This is a genomic window from Chryseobacterium sp. S0630 (assembly GCF_024158915.1).
In the GTDB taxonomy this organism is placed as follows: Bacteria; Bacteroidota; Bacteroidia; order Flavobacteriales; family Weeksellaceae; genus Chryseobacterium.
In genome coordinates, this window is record NZ_JAMZGF010000089.1 from 1 (window position 1) to 15482 (window position 15482).

13 protein-coding genes are annotated in these 15482 nt (G+C 37.3%); 6 read left to right on the forward strand and 7 right to left on the reverse strand.

Annotated features, from left to right (window positions below):
• Positions 1-190: 190 nt before the first annotated feature.
• From NK356_RS23035 to NK356_RS23045, 3 genes are all read right to left on the reverse strand, one after another.
• Positions 191-1117: a malate dehydrogenase gene (locus NK356_RS23035; RefSeq protein WP_034699354.1), complete on the reverse strand. Its 927-nt coding sequence runs from the start codon at positions 1115-1117 to the stop codon at positions 191-193.
• Between the two features lie 117 nt (positions 1118-1234).
• Positions 1235-1786: a biliverdin-producing heme oxygenase gene (locus tag NK356_RS23040; protein WP_034699351.1), complete on the reverse strand. Its 552-nt coding sequence runs from the start codon at positions 1784-1786 to the stop codon at positions 1235-1237.
• A 21-nt stretch (positions 1787-1807) separates the two neighbouring features.
• The gene (locus tag NK356_RS23045) at positions 1808-4006 is read right to left on the reverse strand and encodes an ATP-binding protein (protein ID WP_253318151.1); all 2199 of its coding nucleotides are present in this window, start codon (positions 4004-4006) and stop codon (positions 1808-1810) included.
• Positions 4007-4386: 380 nt separating this feature from the next.
• Between NK356_RS23045 and NK356_RS23050 the strand changes: the two genes are divergently transcribed.
• The 6 genes from NK356_RS23050 to NK356_RS23075 all read left to right on the forward strand — a co-directional run bounded on the left by NK356_RS23050 (position 4387) and on the right by NK356_RS23075 (position 11581).
• Entirely contained in the window at positions 4387-5436 is a 1050-nt protein-coding gene (locus tag NK356_RS23050) for a linear amide C-N hydrolase (RefSeq protein WP_034699346.1), read from the forward strand.
• Between the two features lie 151 nt (positions 5437-5587).
• A complete protein-coding gene (locus tag NK356_RS23055) occupies positions 5588-6754 on the forward strand; it encodes a porin (protein WP_034699343.1) in 1167 nt (388 codons plus the stop codon).
• Positions 6755-6784: 30 nt separating this feature from the next.
• Entirely contained in the window at positions 6785-8215 is a 1431-nt protein-coding gene (locus NK356_RS23060; protein WP_034699340.1) for an anion permease, read from the forward strand.
• A 16-nt stretch (positions 8216-8231) separates the two neighbouring features.
• Complete coding sequence (locus tag NK356_RS23065; protein ID WP_034699337.1) at positions 8232-8888, forward strand: succinate dehydrogenase cytochrome b subunit; 657 nt, start codon at positions 8232-8234, stop codon at positions 8886-8888.
• A gap of 11 nt (positions 8889-8899) precedes the next feature.
• A complete protein-coding gene (locus NK356_RS23070; RefSeq protein ID WP_253318152.1) occupies positions 8900-10816 on the forward strand; it encodes a fumarate reductase/succinate dehydrogenase flavoprotein subunit in 1917 nt (638 codons plus the stop codon).
• A gap of 12 nt (positions 10817-10828) precedes the next feature.
• Positions 10829-11581, forward strand: coding sequence for a succinate dehydrogenase/fumarate reductase iron-sulfur subunit (locus tag NK356_RS23075; protein WP_034699333.1), 753 nt, complete (start codon positions 10829-10831; stop codon positions 11579-11581).
• An 86-nt stretch (positions 11582-11667) separates the two neighbouring features.
• Here NK356_RS23075 and NK356_RS23080 read toward each other — a convergent pair whose 3' ends face one another.
• The 4 genes from NK356_RS23080 to NK356_RS23095 all read right to left on the reverse strand — a co-directional run bounded on the left by NK356_RS23080 (position 11668) and on the right by NK356_RS23095 (position 15032).
• Positions 11668-12441, reverse strand: a complete 774-nt coding sequence (locus NK356_RS23080; protein WP_034699331.1) for a cyclase family protein — start codon at positions 12439-12441, stop codon at positions 11668-11670.
• Positions 12442-12518: 77 nt separating this feature from the next.
• Positions 12519-13481, reverse strand: a complete 963-nt coding sequence (locus tag NK356_RS23085; protein ID WP_253318153.1) for a hypothetical protein — start codon at positions 13479-13481, stop codon at positions 12519-12521.
• 61 nt (positions 13482-13542) lie between these two features.
• The gene (locus tag NK356_RS23090) at positions 13543-14556 is read right to left on the reverse strand and encodes a nucleoid-associated protein (RefSeq protein ID WP_079242853.1); all 1014 of its coding nucleotides are present in this window, start codon (positions 14554-14556) and stop codon (positions 13543-13545) included.
• 35 nt (positions 14557-14591) lie between these two features.
• Entirely contained in the window at positions 14592-15032 is a 441-nt protein-coding gene (locus NK356_RS23095) for a hypothetical protein (RefSeq protein WP_253318154.1), read from the reverse strand.
• Between the last annotated feature and the right edge of the window lie 450 nt (positions 15033-15482).

The window sequence follows — 15482 nt, forward strand, 5'->3', positions numbered from 1 at the left end:
GAAATATAGCAGTGCTAGAAATTATTGTGATGATTATGAGAAAGTGCTGGAAATAGATGTTAATTTATGAGGATGGGTACGAGCGGGACGCTCGCGCCAGCGAATCGGAAAAATAGCTCAAACGAAAAACAAAATTAATAAAAAAACCGCACCTTTCGGTACGGTTTCTTTTTATATAAGATTCAGTAAATTAGAATTTCAAATCTCCATTCACCTCTCTTACTGCATTAGCAGCTTCAGCGAATTTCAATTGCTCTTCAGCAGTAAGCGTTACGTTTACAATAGATTCTACACCGTTTGCTCCGATGATAGCAGGAACACCCAGGCAGATATCGTTTTGTCCGTATTCTCCTTCAAGCATTAAAGAACAAGGGATCATTTTCTTCTGGTCACATGCAATCGCCTGAACCATTACAGAAACTGCTGCACCTGGAGCATACCAAGCTGAAGTTCCTAATAATTTCGTAAGCGTAGCTCCTCCTACTTTAGTTTCTTCGATTACATATTTTTGTTGTTCATCACTTAAGAACTCAGTTACAGGAACACCATTTCTTGTCGCTTTGCTCAATAATGGAAGCATACCTGTATCACTGTGAGCAGCGATTACCATTCCGTCTACATCAGAAATTGGAGCCTCTAATGCTTCAGCCAATCTGTATTTGAATCTTGCAGAGTCTAATGCACCACCCATTCCGATGATTTTGTGCTTAGGAAGACCTGATGTTTTGTGAACAAGGTAAGCCATCGTATCCATTGGGTTAGAAACCACGATGATGATTACTTCCGGAGAGTGTTTTACTAAGTTTTCAGTAACCTCTTTCACGATACCAGCATTGATACCGATCAATTCTTCTCTAGTCATTCCAGGTTTTCTTGGAATCCCTGAAGTGATTACTGCTACATGAGAACCTGCAGTTTTGCTGTAATCTCCTGTTGTACCCGTAATTTTTGTATCAAATCCGTTAAGAGATGCTGTTTGCATCAAATCCATTGCTTTCCCTTCAGCAAACCCTTCTTTAATGTCTACCAAAACTACTTCTGAACAGAAGTTCTTCATTGCGATGTATTCTGCACAGCTTGCTCCTACAGCGCCTGCACCTACTACAGTTACTTTCATATTGTTACTTTTTAAAAATTATTTTTGTTAGTTAAGTTTAAATTTGAAACTCCCCAAATTTAACAATTCCTGAAAAATTGAGCAATTTTTCAGGAATTTAATTAGAATTAAAATAAATTAGTTGACGTTCAGTAAAAACGTATATAGTTTTTTCGCACCGGAAAGCACTTCATTATAGTTTTCTTCAGCAACTTCTGTGTCCAGAACTTCCTTGAAATTTTTCCACATTGGCCCCGTATTTTCCTGATAGCATCCGAAAAAGTTGAAGGTAACCTCATCAAAACCCTCCGTTTTGGAAAGTTGCTTTGCAATTACATTTCCACCAAGGGTAGAACCTTCAATCACATACATCGCTCCAAGTGCCTCATGTTCGTTATTGAACTCAAGGGGATGAGAAACTTCCTGATTTTCCAGGGAGAGGCTTTTCAGGTCTTTTTCAATAAGGGAAAGCTTCTTTCTTTCATCCAGCTGAAGTTTTTCTGCATACTTATCAGAAAGGCTGCTGAATATTTTATCTTCACTGTGAAGAAGCATCAGGTAATTGGTATGAATGATTTTTTTATAATCTTCTAAAGTGAAAGTTTTGTTGAAAATCTTTTCAGAATTAAAAAGTTTTTCTGCTGCATCGTGATAATCTGCTGTATTCTGTTTTAGATATTCTGATACCATAAATAACGTTTTAAAAGTTTCTCAAATATAAGGCTTTTTGAACGTTAAAATAAAAGAAGTCCCTTCACTGCTGCTTTCAAAATCTACATTTCCTCCCAATCTTTTCATGATGCGGTGTACAATAGACAGTCCTACTCCGTTTCCTTTAAACTTCTTGGCATTATCCATCCGGTTGAAGATTTTAAACATTTTATGCTTCTCTTCCACAGGAATACCGATACCGTTGTCTGAGATTCTGTAAATAATGGTCTGCCCATCTTCTGTCCCTTCAATTTCCACTTTGGGCAGATCCTTATGGGAAGAATATTTTACAGCATTGTTGATGATATTCAAAAACACCTGATGAAGCATGGTTTTATCAGCCAATACATCAGGGCATTCTTTAATGATAATTTCACTATTCGGACTGCCATAGGTCATTTTGGCATTTTCAGAAATTTTCTCAATTGTATGAGCTGTTTTCAGACTTTCAAGTTGGATTTCACTATGCTTGGCTCTACTCAATTGCAACACATCATGCATCATTTCCGCCATATTGTCGATTTCCTCAATAATTGAATTGATTTTGGTTTTACTTTTTTCAGCATCAGCTGCAAGATTTCCCAAAAGCATCTGTGCATTCAGTTTCATTACAGTCAGAGGAGTACCCAGGTCATGAGAGATAGTGTAAGAAAAACTGTCAAGTTCCTCATTCACTTTTTTAAGCTCATCATTAAGCCTTTTGATGGCGTTGTAATTTTTATGGGAAGTTTCCAAGATCAAATCCCTTACGGCCTGTACAGCACTTATATTTCTGGAATTCCATCTTTTTGAATACCCTTTAATATTTTCTGTAAAAATACGGAATGAAGTTCTCGGTGATATCATGTGTTTTTCCTCTCCATTCTGAGAAAACACCTCTACTTTTTTCTCGGGATTTCCAGCCCAGTTGATATGTTCATCAAACTCTTTTCTGAACCAGATCAGCATTTCATTTTTATCTCTTTCAATAAAATAGATGGCAATTCCTGCCGCATTTTCCGTCAATTCAAGTTCTTTACCATGATCTTTAAGGAAGCTTCTGCTTACATAGATACGCTCATCAGTATTCCCAAGAGCCCATTCTACAATTCTTCCTACTGTTTCAACATCAGGTGTACTGCCGTCTATAATTATATTTTCATCCGAAACAATGGCAAGTCCGTCTGCTTCTGGTAAATTTCTGATCTCTTTTTTACATTCAATAAGAGAATCAAAGAGATGATTATGTTTTAAAAATTCCGTTTTCAGCTGAGATGTTTTCTCATTCAGTTCCAAACGGTAATTCAGTTCGCTTTTTGATTTAAAAGATGAATAGGCATTCGCAGCAAGCGTTGTAAAAATTCCGGCTTGTACCCTATCCTCAAGATCTATATGTTTGGGTTCTACATTCTGGCAGGTAACCAATCCCCAAAGATGGTCATCAATAATAATGGAAACACTGAAACTTGAAGCTGCTCCCGAATTTTTCAGATACTGCCCGTGAACCGGTGACATCCCTCTTGATGCTGAAAAAGTGAGATCAATGCTCTCTGCGCTTTTGCTTAAAATAGGAACAGTATCCGCATATACATTACTGAAAATTCTTTTTCTTTTTTTAAGATAAAGATCCCTTGCCTGCTTTGGAATATCAGACTCCGGGTAATGAAGCCCAAGGAAACTTTCCATGTTTTCATTCTTCTTTTCGGCAATTACTTTTCCGGAACCGTCCATCATGAATTTATAGACCATCATCCGATCATAGTTGATCACCTTCGAAAGCGTTTCCAGAAGATGATTCCAGAGTTCCTTTTCATTATCAATGATGTAAAAGTTATCATATTTATTGGAGATCCGTTTATTAGGATTAATAATCACTTCTTCAAACTCCAGAAAGATATAAAGCTCACTTCTGAAAACAGAAAAATGATACTCTTTATCATTGATAAAAACCTTATCGAAATAGGTTTCATTTTTACGTCTGGTAAACTTGTCCAGTGAAGTATAGATTTCTGAATCAATAATGCTCTGAAAACTTCCAGGAAAGTCGGTAATCTTTCTTCCGAACAGCTCTTCTGAACTTCCGACTTTAAATAAATCCGCAATATTCCTGCTAAAAAAAGTAATGGTATGGGATTCTGCATCAATGCCAATCAAATAACCAAAACTCTGAATAGAACCCGGAATATGGATAGGTTCTTCATGGCACTCTATAAAATTCATATATCTTTTCAGTCTATCTATCAAATATACTGTTTTTTCAAACAGCTTTCTTCTTTGTGGTATCTAATTTTAAAGCCTGCTCCACCAAGTATTTATGGGAGATTTCCACCAAAAAAAGAAGCAAAAACACATTAAAATATTCATTATTCCCCCCTTTTTTTCATGTCAAATATCTAAAAGATACGAAAAAAAATCCAATAATCAGGTAATGCACTCTTTAATCATGATTCATAACATGGATTACACATTATTAACCTTAATAATTGTTTTATTTAAACAAATTTCGCTAAATTTATATCACCAAATAATGAATATGACAAAAATTCATTGAATTATTCTCAATGAATTCTATATAAAATTTAAATTCAAATAATACTATTATGAAAAAGTTCCCATTAATCTTATTTTCTCTGGTCCTCTCTATAGGATTATGGAATCCTTCAGAAGCCTGTACAAGGGTAGTTTACAAAGGTCCCCAGAATACTGTTATTACAGCTCGTTCTATGGACTGGCGTGACGAAATCCCCGCCAATTTATGGGTACTACCAAAAGGAATAGACCGCAACGGACAAGTAGGTTCTAAATCTGTAAAATGGACAGCAAAGTACGGCAGCCTCATCAGCTCTTCATGGGACATTGCTTCAGCAGATGGTATGAATGAAAAGGGATTAGTTGCCAACCTGCTTTGGTTAGGAGAATCCCAATACCCAAAATTCGATGGAAAAGGAAGTAAAAAGGGAATTGCCATTTCATTATGGGCACAATATTATCTTGATAATTTTGCTACAGTAAAAGAAGCCGTAGAGTTTTCACGCAAAGAACCTTTCGTTATTGTAAGTGATTATATCCCCGGAACAGAAAGATTCACAACGGTTCATCTTTCTATCTCTGACGCTTCAGGAGACAATGCTGTATTTGAATATATTGACGGGAAACTGGTTATTCATCATGATCCTTCTTACACAGTAATGACCAACTCTCCGGTTTTTGAAGAACAACTTGCTCTTAACAATTACTGGAAGGGCATTCCGGGAACGGTGATGCTTCCGGGAACCAACCGTGCCGCAGACCGTTTTGTAAGAGCCTCTTACTATATCAATGCGATTCCTCAGACCGCCGATACCCGTACAGCAGTGGCCAGTGTTTTCAGTGTGATCAGAAACTGCTCTGTTCCTTATGGAATCACTTCTGCTACAGAGCCTAATATTTCGTCAACAAGATGGCGCTCTGTTTCGGATCAGAAAAATCTGGTGTATTATTTTGAAACGGTTTTCACTCCCAACACTTTTTGGGTAGATCTTAAAGATTTCGACTTAAGCCCTAAAGGAAAAGTGATGAAACTGGACCTCAGCAATAACCTCACTTATAACGGAAAATCCAATGCAGAATTTAAAGAGTCTGCACCGTTCACATTCTTAGGATTAAAATAGATATTTCACCACAAAAAATGCTCGTGCTTAGTAGATAATACCCTAAGTATGCCCTATTATGATTAGACGAAATACTGAAAATCAAATATTTGACGGGATGGATAAGCAGATGTGGTAAAATAGAATTCACAATAAAAAAACAAAAATAGATATGGCCTTTTTTTCGATTAAAAAGAAAAGCCTGATCCTGTGCATGCTGGCCTGTGGGTTATCAGCTTATGCGCAAAATCAGGATTCTCTGAAAACCACAGCTCCTCCAAAAGAAGAAGACAATGTAAAATATCCGCAGCTGCAGATCAAAGGCCTTTTTCAGGCACGCTATCTTGTAGGAATGAGTAAAGATGTTGATGTAAACGGGCTTCATCATACCGATGGATCCGGAACTGATAATAACTTCATGCTCAAATACATGAGGGTTCAGGTTCGGGCACAGATCAGTAAACGTACAGAGGTTGTTGTTTTGGCAAACCTTGCTGATTTTAAAAATGATCCCAAAAGCAGAGTTCTTGAAAATGCTTACCTGAAGTATACTTTCAATCCCAAATTAGCAATTACCGTAGGACAATTCAGACCTTGGTTCGGTATTGAAGAGACCTATCCGATTGACATTATTAAATCTCTGGATTGGTCCAATCAATATACAGAATTTGGAAAACTGGGCTGGACAAGCTTTCAGATCGGGATGTCTGCTACAGGACAACTTCAACTGGGAGAAATTCCTTTCCAATATGCTGTTTCAGTAGTGAATGGGAACGGAAAAAACCAGATCAATGATAATGACAACGGAAAACAGTATTCTACCCGTCTGGTTTTCGGATTATCAAAAAAATATCACTTCAATGTAGGTCTGAATGGAGGTACCGGAGAAGTTTTCAGCAAAAAAGTATATGCACTGGGTGTAGATCTGAGTTCATTGATCGAATTTGATCCAAAATGGAGCCTTGACATGCAACTGGAAGCCAAACAGGCAACTAACCACGTTCTATACAATTCCATTGCACCTGAATTACGTCCCGATAATCCCGACCAATACCTGATCCGCGGTGCTTATTTTCTTCCGAATCTAAGATATGAGATCAACCACAAAAATCTCAGCGCCTTCGAATTATCATGCCGTTACGAATACCTTGATACCAATTTCAGAATGGCTTCCAACCCAAGACAAACCATCACTCCAATGGTCGGATTAGAATTCCTGAAAAATTACGGTGCAAGAATTCAGCTGGGAGTACAGTTTGACCGCTATAAACATCAAGTAGAAAACACATTACAATATAACAACAATCTATTCATTGTTCAGGTACAGAGTAGATTTTAACCACTTAAACCACTTAAAACACTTATCCTCATGAAAGAAATTAATATCAGAAACGTAGCGATTACATTCGCTGTCGCATTAATCATTTGGTTCATTCCTGCGCCGGAGGGTGTTGCTGATAATGCCTGGCATCTGTTTGCCATCTTTGCAGCAACCATATTAGGAATTATTTTAAAAGCAGCTCCTATGGGCACCATGTGTATGATGGCCATAGGTTTTACAGCCCTTACACAGGTAATTGTTCCGGGAGATGCCGGGAAATCTATTACCAAAGCGCTTTCCGGTTTTGGAGACAAAGTCATCTGGCTGATCGGGATTTCATTTTTTATTGCCAGAGGGTTTATCAAAACAGGGCTGGGAAACCGTATTGCTTTTATATTCATCAGAGTTTTTGGTAAAAGCTCATTGGGATTGGCTTATGGATTAGGGCTTGCAGATCTTTGTCTGGCACCTGCCATTCCAAGTAACACAGCCAGAGGCGGGGGAATTATCTACCCGATTATGAAATCGATGGCGACAAGCTTTGATTCCGTTCCTGAAAAGCCGGAAACCCGTAGAAAATTAGGTTCATTCCTGACTTTGAACAGTTACTATATGAACCTCATCGCTTCCTCAATGTTCCTTACCGGGACAGCCAGTAATCCGATGTGTCAGAAATTTGCTGCCAACCTTGGTATTGATATTACATGGATGTCATGGGCTGCAGCAGGTTTCATTCCGGGTGCCGTAGCATTCATTATTGTTCCTTTGGTATTATACAAATTATACCCGCCTGAATTGAAAAAAACAGGAGATGCTCCAAAAGTGGCTGCTCAGAAATTAAAAGAAATGGGACCTATTTCCAAAAATGAATGGCTGATGCTATTGGCATTCTTCATTTTGTTAGCCCTTTGGATATTCGGGGGAGCACTTTCTATTGATGCTACAACTACGGCTTTCATTGGATTGACATTATTGCTGTTAACCTCAGTATTAACCTGGGAAGATGTAAAAGCAGAAAAAGGAGCATGGGATACTATCGTTTGGTTCGCCGTACTGGTAATGATGGCAAGTTCTCTGAATGAACTGGGCTTCATTGAATGGTTCAGTAACCTGATCAAAGTTCAGATCGGAGGTCTGAGCTGGCAGGTAGCTTTCCCGGTAATTATTGTCGTGTATTTCTTCAGTCACTATATTTTTGCCAGTGCTACCGCCCACGTAGCGGCCATGTATGCAGCCTTACTGGGTGTAGGTGTTTCTTTAGGAATTCCTCCTATGTTACTGGCCATGATGCTAGGTTTTATGGGTTCTATTTACGGAGTGCTTACCCATTACGGACACGGTCCGGCTCCTGTATTTTTCGGAAGTGGATATGTAGAACTCAAAACATGGTGGATCAAAGGTCTTGAAATAGGAATCGTTCTGTTGATCATTTACATGGTTGTAGGAGGATTGTGGATGAAAGTCTTAGGATATTATTAATCATTAAATCAAAAATATGTTATCAACACTGTCAAGAAAAATGCTGATGTGCCTTACAGGACTCTTTTTGGGATTCTTCCTGTTGATTCATTTCCTTGGAAATCTTCAGCTTTTTCTTCCACAAGAACAGGCACACCTGCAATTTAATGCGTATTCGCATTTTTTATCAGGAAATATCATTATCAAAATAGTTTCTTATGTTTTGTATGCCAGTATTATTCTGCATGCGGTAGACGGGCTTATGATCACTTTAAAAAATAAAAAGTCAGGAGGCGGTTACCAGACGGACGGACGTGGAAGAGCCAGCAAATGGGCTTCCAGAAATATGGGAATCCTAGGAACATTAATCCTTATTTTCCTGGTGATCCATTTCCAGAACTTCTGGTATATCTACAAATTCGGAAATCCTCCTTTGGATGAGAACGGAAATAAAGATCTCTATATTCTTGTTGTCAATGTCTTTAAAGAATGGTGGTACGTTATCATTTACGTTTTATCAATGATCGCTTTATGCTATCACCTGATTCATGGGATCCATAGTGCTGTAAGAACTCTGGGATTATATCATCCTAAGTTCGTACAATGGTTCAAAACTATCGGGATTGCCTATTCAATCATTATCTGTGTAGGTTTTGCATTGATGCCGGTGTATGTATTCTTTACTTATCATTAAAAGGAACGATCATGATTTTAGATTCAAAAATACCACAAGGCCCATTAGAACATAAATGGGAAAATTATAAAAAGAAAGCAAGACTCGTAAACCCTGCCAACCGTAAAAAACTGGACGTGATTGTTGTAGGAACAGGTCTGGCAGGAAGCTCAATCGCAGCTTCTTTAGGGGAAATGGGATATAATGTGAAATCATTCTGTTTCCAGGACAGCCCGAGAAGAGCGCACTCTGTAGCAGCACAAGGAGGTGTGAATGCCGTCAAAAACTATAAAAACGATGGTGACAGTGTCTACAGAATGTTTGTAGATACCTTAAAAGGAGGAGACTTCAGAGCCCGTGAAGCCAATGTCTACAGAATGGCAGAATGTTCTTTGAACCTCATCGATCAGGCTGTAGCACAAGGTGTACCTTTCGGGCGGGAATATGGTGGATATCTGAACAACCGATCCTTCGGAGGAGTTCAGGTAAGCCGTACTTTCTATGCGAGAGGACAAACGGGACAGCAGCTTCTTCTGGGTGCTTATCAGGCATTGATGAGACAGGTCGGAAAAGGTTCTGTACAATTATTTTCAAGACATGAAATGCTGGATCTGGTTACTGTTGATGGGAAAGCCAGAGGAATTATCGTAAGGAATTTAGATACCGGAGACATTGAAAGACATGCAGCCCACGCCGTAATATTGGCAACAGGAGGTTACGGAAAAATCTATTACCTTTCTACTCTTGCCATGGGATGTAACGGTTCTGCAATCTGGAGAGCCCATAAAAAAGGAGCTTTAATGGCTTCCCCTAGCTGGATTCAGGTACACCCTACTTCCCTTCCACAATCCGGAGATTATCAGTCTAAACTGACCTTAATGTCTGAATCATTGCGTAATGACGGAAGAATCTGGGTTCCTTTAAAAGAAGGGGAAAACAGACCACCAAATGATATTCCGGAAAATGAAAGAGACTATTACCTTGAAAGAAGATATCCTGCTTTCGGAAACCTTGCTCCAAGGGATATTTCTTCCCGCGCCGCCAAGGAAAGAATTGATGCAGGTTTCGGAATCGGACCTTTGAAAAATGCAGTATATCTTGATTTTTCCAAAGCAATTCAGGAACAGGGAAAAGATAAGATTAAGGAAAAATATGGAAACTTATTTGATATGTATCTTAAAATAACAGGATACGATGCGTATAAAGAACCCATGATGATCTCCCCTTCTGCTCACTTTTCAATGGGTGGTCTTTGGGTAGATTATGAGCTGATGACTACTGTTCCGGGATTGTTTGCGTTGGGTGAAGCTAATTTTGCCGATCACGGAGCCAACAGATTAGGAGCCAACTCTCTTTTACAGGCGTCTGTAGATGGATATTTCATTGCTCCTTACACGATTGCCAATTATCTGGCGGATGAAATTCACACCGGAAAAATTTCACCGGATACTCCTGAATTTGAGCAGGCCGAAAAAGCTGTTAAAGATCAGATCAACGATTTCATTAATATCAAAGGAACAAAAACCGTTGATTACTTCCACAAAACATTAGGAAAACTCCTTTATGATTATTGTGGACTGGCAAGAAATGAAGAAGGATTAAAATATGCCATTCAGGAAATCCGAAAACTGAAACAGGAATTCTACAAAGACGTAAGAGTTTCCGGACAGGGAGATAAAATGAATACTGAGCTGGAAAAAGCAGGCCGTGTAGCCGATTATTTTGAAATAGGAGAACTGATGTGCTATGATGCCTTAACCCGTAACGAATCCTGTGGTGCTCATTTCAGAGAAGAATTCCAGACTCCGGATGGAGAAGCCATGAGAAATGATACGGAATACCAATTTATTTCTGCCTGGGCATGGAAAGGTGAAAATGGAGAACCTGAACTGATTAAGGAACCTCTGATCTTTGAAGAGATTCAGCCAACGGTAAGAAGTTACAAATAAAAAGCAAAAATTATGGATTTACATCTTAAGATATGGAGACAGAAAGACAGAAAAAGTGAAGGAAAGCTTGTGAGCTATGACCTGAAAGGATTAAATTCCCATATGTCTTTCTTAGAAATGCTGGATACCCTGAATGAAAAACTGATCATTGAAGGGGATGAACCTGTAGAATTTGATCACGACTGCCGTGAAGGAATCTGCGGACAATGTGGGATGATGATTAACGGTATTGCCCATGGTCCTTTGAAAAATACAACTACCTGCCAGCTTCATTTACGTTCCTTTAAAGATGGAGAAACGATTCTGATAGAGCCATTCCGGGCTGAAGCATTTCCGGTAAAAAAAGATTTAAAGGTAGACCGTTCTGCTTTTGACAGAATTATATCTTCAGGAGGTTTTGTATCTGTCAATACAGGGCAGGCACCTGATGCTACGGCTATTCCGGTGACTCATCAGACGGCTGAAGAAGCTTTTGATTCTGCGGCTTGTATCGGATGTGGAGCTTGTGTTGCCACTTGTAAAAACGGAAGTGCAGCTTTGTTTACCTCTGCAAAAATCACCCATATGGCGCTTCTTCCTCAGGGAAAAGAAGAGCGAAGCAAAAGAGTGCTGGATATGATTGCCCAAATGGATACAGAATTATTCGGGCACTGCTCCAATACGGAAGCCTGTGAAGTGGAATGTCCACAAGGAATTTCTGTGCTGAATATCGCCAGAATGAATTTTGAGTATAACAGAGCTTTGTTTTTCAGGAAGAAGAATTAAGCTGAGAAAATAAAGATGATACATGTAAAAGGACGAATCTGAATCTTCAAATTCGTCCTTTTTATTTTTGTCAGAGATGATTTTTTCTATACATCCATCATCGCCACCACTCTCGCCGGAGCTGCAGAACCACCCACAATTTTAAGCGGAAATACACAGATTTTAAATCCGGATGGAGGCAATGCACTTAAATTTGTAAGTTGCTCGATATGCAGATATTCTTTTTCAATTCCTACACGGTGACCTTCCCAGAAGAATTCCGGATCATTAAGTTCTTTGGCTTTCTGAGCCATATATTTCAGCGGAAGATCCCAGCCCCATTGGTCAATTCCCATTACTTTTACGCCTTGGTCAATCAGCCATTCTGTAGCTTCTTTACTCATTCCTGTCCCTTTTTCTACAAAATCCGGAGTGCCCATCATTTTATCACGATCGGTTCTGATCAGTACGATATTTCCTTCCTGTATAGTGATTCCGTTTTTATCGAGATCTTTTTTAAGGTCATCAATGGTGATGGCAACAAAATCTTCTTTATGCGTGCAGTCGATCACAATTCCATCACCGTAGCACCACTCCAATGGAATCTGATCTATCGTTTTAGCGGGTTTTCCTTCTACAACAGGTCCATAATGCCATGGCGCATCTATGTGAGTCGTGGCATGAAGTCCCATATTTTTAATGGTATCATCTGCCCAGCCTATCCAGTTTTTAGGAAAAAGCCTTGACGGAAGCCTCAACGCCAGACGAATCAACCAATGTGATTTTCTATGTGCTTTATGTTTGATTTTCACCCTCATGAACCATGGGTCTCCTGCATTATACTGAATCGGCTTTGTTAAATCGACAAGTGTTGTTTTCATATGATTTAGGTTAAGGAGGCAAAGGTAATGAATAAGATAAAAGAGTAAAAGGTGAATTAATATTTTACATTCCTGCCCTAGACTCCTTTAGGGATCATTATTTTCTTCGGATCGTTTTCGTCATACATGATCTCAATAGTTCCTTGCTTAGGAATGGAAGAAAGCTTCAAAAGGCTGACAATTTTCTTATAAACAGCAATATGTTCAATACCTCTGAAATCTTTGAAACTTACCTGAAACATGATTTGTGGCTGGTCATTCACCGTAAGGCCTGTCTGGCTTACACTGATGATATGGGCTTTGGCATTTCTTCCTGAAAAAAGGATGCGTTCTTCTTTTTTATTTTTAAAAAACTTACTGAAAATAAATTGAAAAATCAATACATAAATAATCGTCATCACTCCACTGAAAATAATCGGGTGCATGAATGTCATAAATCTCCAGCCAAAATCAAAGGACTCTCTCCAATAAAAATAAGAGTATAAACCAATTACATAACCTAAAAGTAATACAAGAAATGCAATTCTTAACATCATCCCTGATGTATTAAAGCCCACTTTCTGATCACTTAAAATAAAGTAAGGCTCCTGTGAAACTTTAGGATTGAGTAAAACTTTGACTTTGTTTCCGACATCAAATCTTTTTTCCTGTGGTTTGGAGTCATGAAACATCATTTCATGTTCTATCAGTGCATTGCTGAGATTGGGAAATGAAAGTACAATCTGAATGACATTCATATGGGTTTCCGGAATGTATTTCAGAAGTTTATAATCAATGATTTCAGCTTCTCTTGGAATTCCGTTCCGCAAAATGGATTGAATGGTATTCTTCTCTTTAAAAGTTGTAATGAAAAGCTTATGGATAAAGAAAATAATCACATATCCCCATATTAACAAAGAAAAACCGAGAAATCCATAGCTTACCGCTAATGAATTCCTCGGTTCTGTTGCAAGTTCTTCCGTCATCATATAAATAAGAATCGGAAAAGGAACGCAGAAAAAAAAGAGAAAAGCGCCCCAGAAAATGATCATCAATTTCATAACTGTTATTTTGTAATCAGGAATAAAGTTATGATATTATTATGAATGGGAGACTTCTTTTTTATACCTCTTTTTCGAAATAAAGTCTGTAGTATTTTCCTTTATCATCTTCACCCATTTCGATTTTTTGTCTGTCTCCGTGGATGTAGATGTGGAAGTTTTTATCTAGCTTAATGATACTTTTAAAGTGTCTTTGAGTCTTTTTTACTGCCGCTTCACTGATCGGGAATTCTTCCGCAATATTCACCTGCATATCCTGCTCGTAATCTGTTTTAAAGTTCACGAAACTTTCAATCACATGTTCGTCCCCCAATACTTCACTGGCAAATTCATCCAGCTTAAATTCTTCTTTTTCTTTGAAGAAATTGATAGACTTGTTCAGGAAATCTGCCTGATCTGCTTTGGACACTTCAAATTCCTGAGGAAGCTGTTTTGTGATATAGTCTTTATATACCATCAAAGCTTCCTGCGTATGGAAATATTCATCATCACGCTGTTTTACTTTCAGGAAATCTTCGAACCAGTAATACATATCTCCGTTTTTGTTGTTGTCAACCACAGAAAGTACATATCCTGTTTCTTTATTATTGTTGTAGATCAAAGCCGCTTTATCAATTTTAGATAACCCGATTCCCTGATCTTTTTCAATATCAAATGTTTCTTCAGCAGGATTAATTTTCAGGAAAGATTCTCTCTTTTCTGTTTTAAAAATCCCGATTTTATCCACTTTATCAGGACGGTCACTTTCATCCTCGAAAAGAACGATGAAAAGCTCCCCACTCTGAACTCTTGGGTTTTCTGCCGCTTCGAAAAGATGTTTTGCAATATTCTCAGATTCCCAGATGAACTTTGCTTTGTCATCAAAAATTTCTGATACAGCGCTGTACACCGGATTATTGACTAAGTAAGTATCACTGTAAAAATGGAAAGTTTCTTCCGATTTAAAGGATCCTAAAAAGTAATCTTCAAGCATTTCTGCCATACCTTCTTCCAGCTTCAATTCCTCCTGGGAAAGTGTCAGCGAATCTCCGTTGATCTTATTTCCGACTCTGTGTACTATTATTTTTGAAAACATTTTTCTGAATATTTGGACTGCAAAGATAATTCTTTTTAATACGAACGTAAATTATAAATTAATGTTAAAAGATAAACAAAAAGCGAAATAGGAATAATCCAATTTATAATTTTTATTCCTAGCATCCAATTTTCTTGTCTTTGAAGTTCATTATCTGCTTTTTTAAAGGAATCTAATATCATTCCATTTAAATTTTCAGTTTTGTTCTTATTCTTATTTTTATTCTCATTAAAGAAAAGTGTCTTATAATTAGTAATATTTGTTTTGATAATCTCCAAAGCTGACTTTTGATTATTAACAAAAGAATCCATCATATAAGCAAAAAGTACAGAAGAAGCTAAAATAAATATGTTTTTAGTATTAAATGGTTCTTTTACTTCAAATGTTGTAAATGCTAAAACTACTGCAGCAGGAATTATAATTAATTTATTTTGAGAATCATTTACAACAGTTCTGATATTTTTTGAAAAATCCAAAACAGCATTATCTAATTCTGTTTTAACTTTAATGTATGAAAAATCTTTTATATAATATTCATATCCTATTATACATCTTTTATAAAAGTCAGAAAAATTATAGTATAAAAATTTTAATCTTTCTCCTTCATTTATCTCGTCTAAAAAATTTATTAATTCACTTTTAAAAATGGCTTTAATTTCATCAGAAGATTTTTCATAGTCAATAAAAAAATTAGTTAATAAATCCTTATCTAAAATATATTCTATCTTTGATATATTATCAGGAGATAAAATATTAGGGATCTTTAAATATCTATTTTCAAAATATATTAGATATTTTTCTTGAATATTATCGTTTGAAATTTTAACTATAAATTCTTTTATTAATATTAAGAAGCCGTCTCACAACTGAGGCGGTTTTTCTTGTTAAAAAGTAAATAATTTTTATATATTTTGATTTGTTTTTTT

What these genes read in the sequence shown, in the direction of transcription:
- NK356_RS23035 (WP_034699354.1), bottom strand. Translation starts at nt 1,117, where the DNA reads ATGAAAGTAACTGTAGTAGGTGCAGGCGCTGTAGGAGCAAGCTGTGCA.
- NK356_RS23040 (WP_034699351.1), bottom strand. Translation starts at nt 1,786, where the DNA reads ATGGTATCAGAATATCTAAAACAGAATACAGCAGATTATCACGATGCA.
- NK356_RS23045 (WP_253318151.1), bottom strand. Translation starts at nt 4,006, where the DNA reads ATGAATTTTATAGAGTGCCATGAAGAACCTATCCATATTCCGGGTTCT.
- NK356_RS23050 (WP_034699346.1), top strand. Translation starts at nt 4,387, where the DNA reads ATGAAAAAGTTCCCATTAATCTTATTTTCTCTGGTCCTCTCTATAGGA.
- NK356_RS23055 (WP_034699343.1), top strand. Translation starts at nt 5,588, where the DNA reads ATGGCCTTTTTTTCGATTAAAAAGAAAAGCCTGATCCTGTGCATGCTG.
- NK356_RS23060 (WP_034699340.1), top strand. Translation starts at nt 6,785, where the DNA reads ATGAAAGAAATTAATATCAGAAACGTAGCGATTACATTCGCTGTCGCA.
- NK356_RS23065 (WP_034699337.1), top strand. Translation starts at nt 8,232, where the DNA reads ATGTTATCAACACTGTCAAGAAAAATGCTGATGTGCCTTACAGGACTC.
- NK356_RS23070 (WP_253318152.1), top strand. Translation starts at nt 8,900, where the DNA reads ATGATTTTAGATTCAAAAATACCACAAGGCCCATTAGAACATAAATGG.
- NK356_RS23075 (WP_034699333.1), top strand. Translation starts at nt 10,829, where the DNA reads ATGGATTTACATCTTAAGATATGGAGACAGAAAGACAGAAAAAGTGAA.
- NK356_RS23080 (WP_034699331.1), bottom strand. Translation starts at nt 12,441, where the DNA reads ATGAAAACAACACTTGTCGATTTAACAAAGCCGATTCAGTATAATGCA.
- NK356_RS23085 (WP_253318153.1), bottom strand. Translation starts at nt 13,481, where the DNA reads ATGAAATTGATGATCATTTTCTGGGGCGCTTTTCTCTTTTTTTTCTGC.
- NK356_RS23090 (WP_079242853.1), bottom strand. Translation starts at nt 14,556, where the DNA reads ATGTTTTCAAAAATAATAGTACACAGAGTCGGAAATAAGATCAACGGA.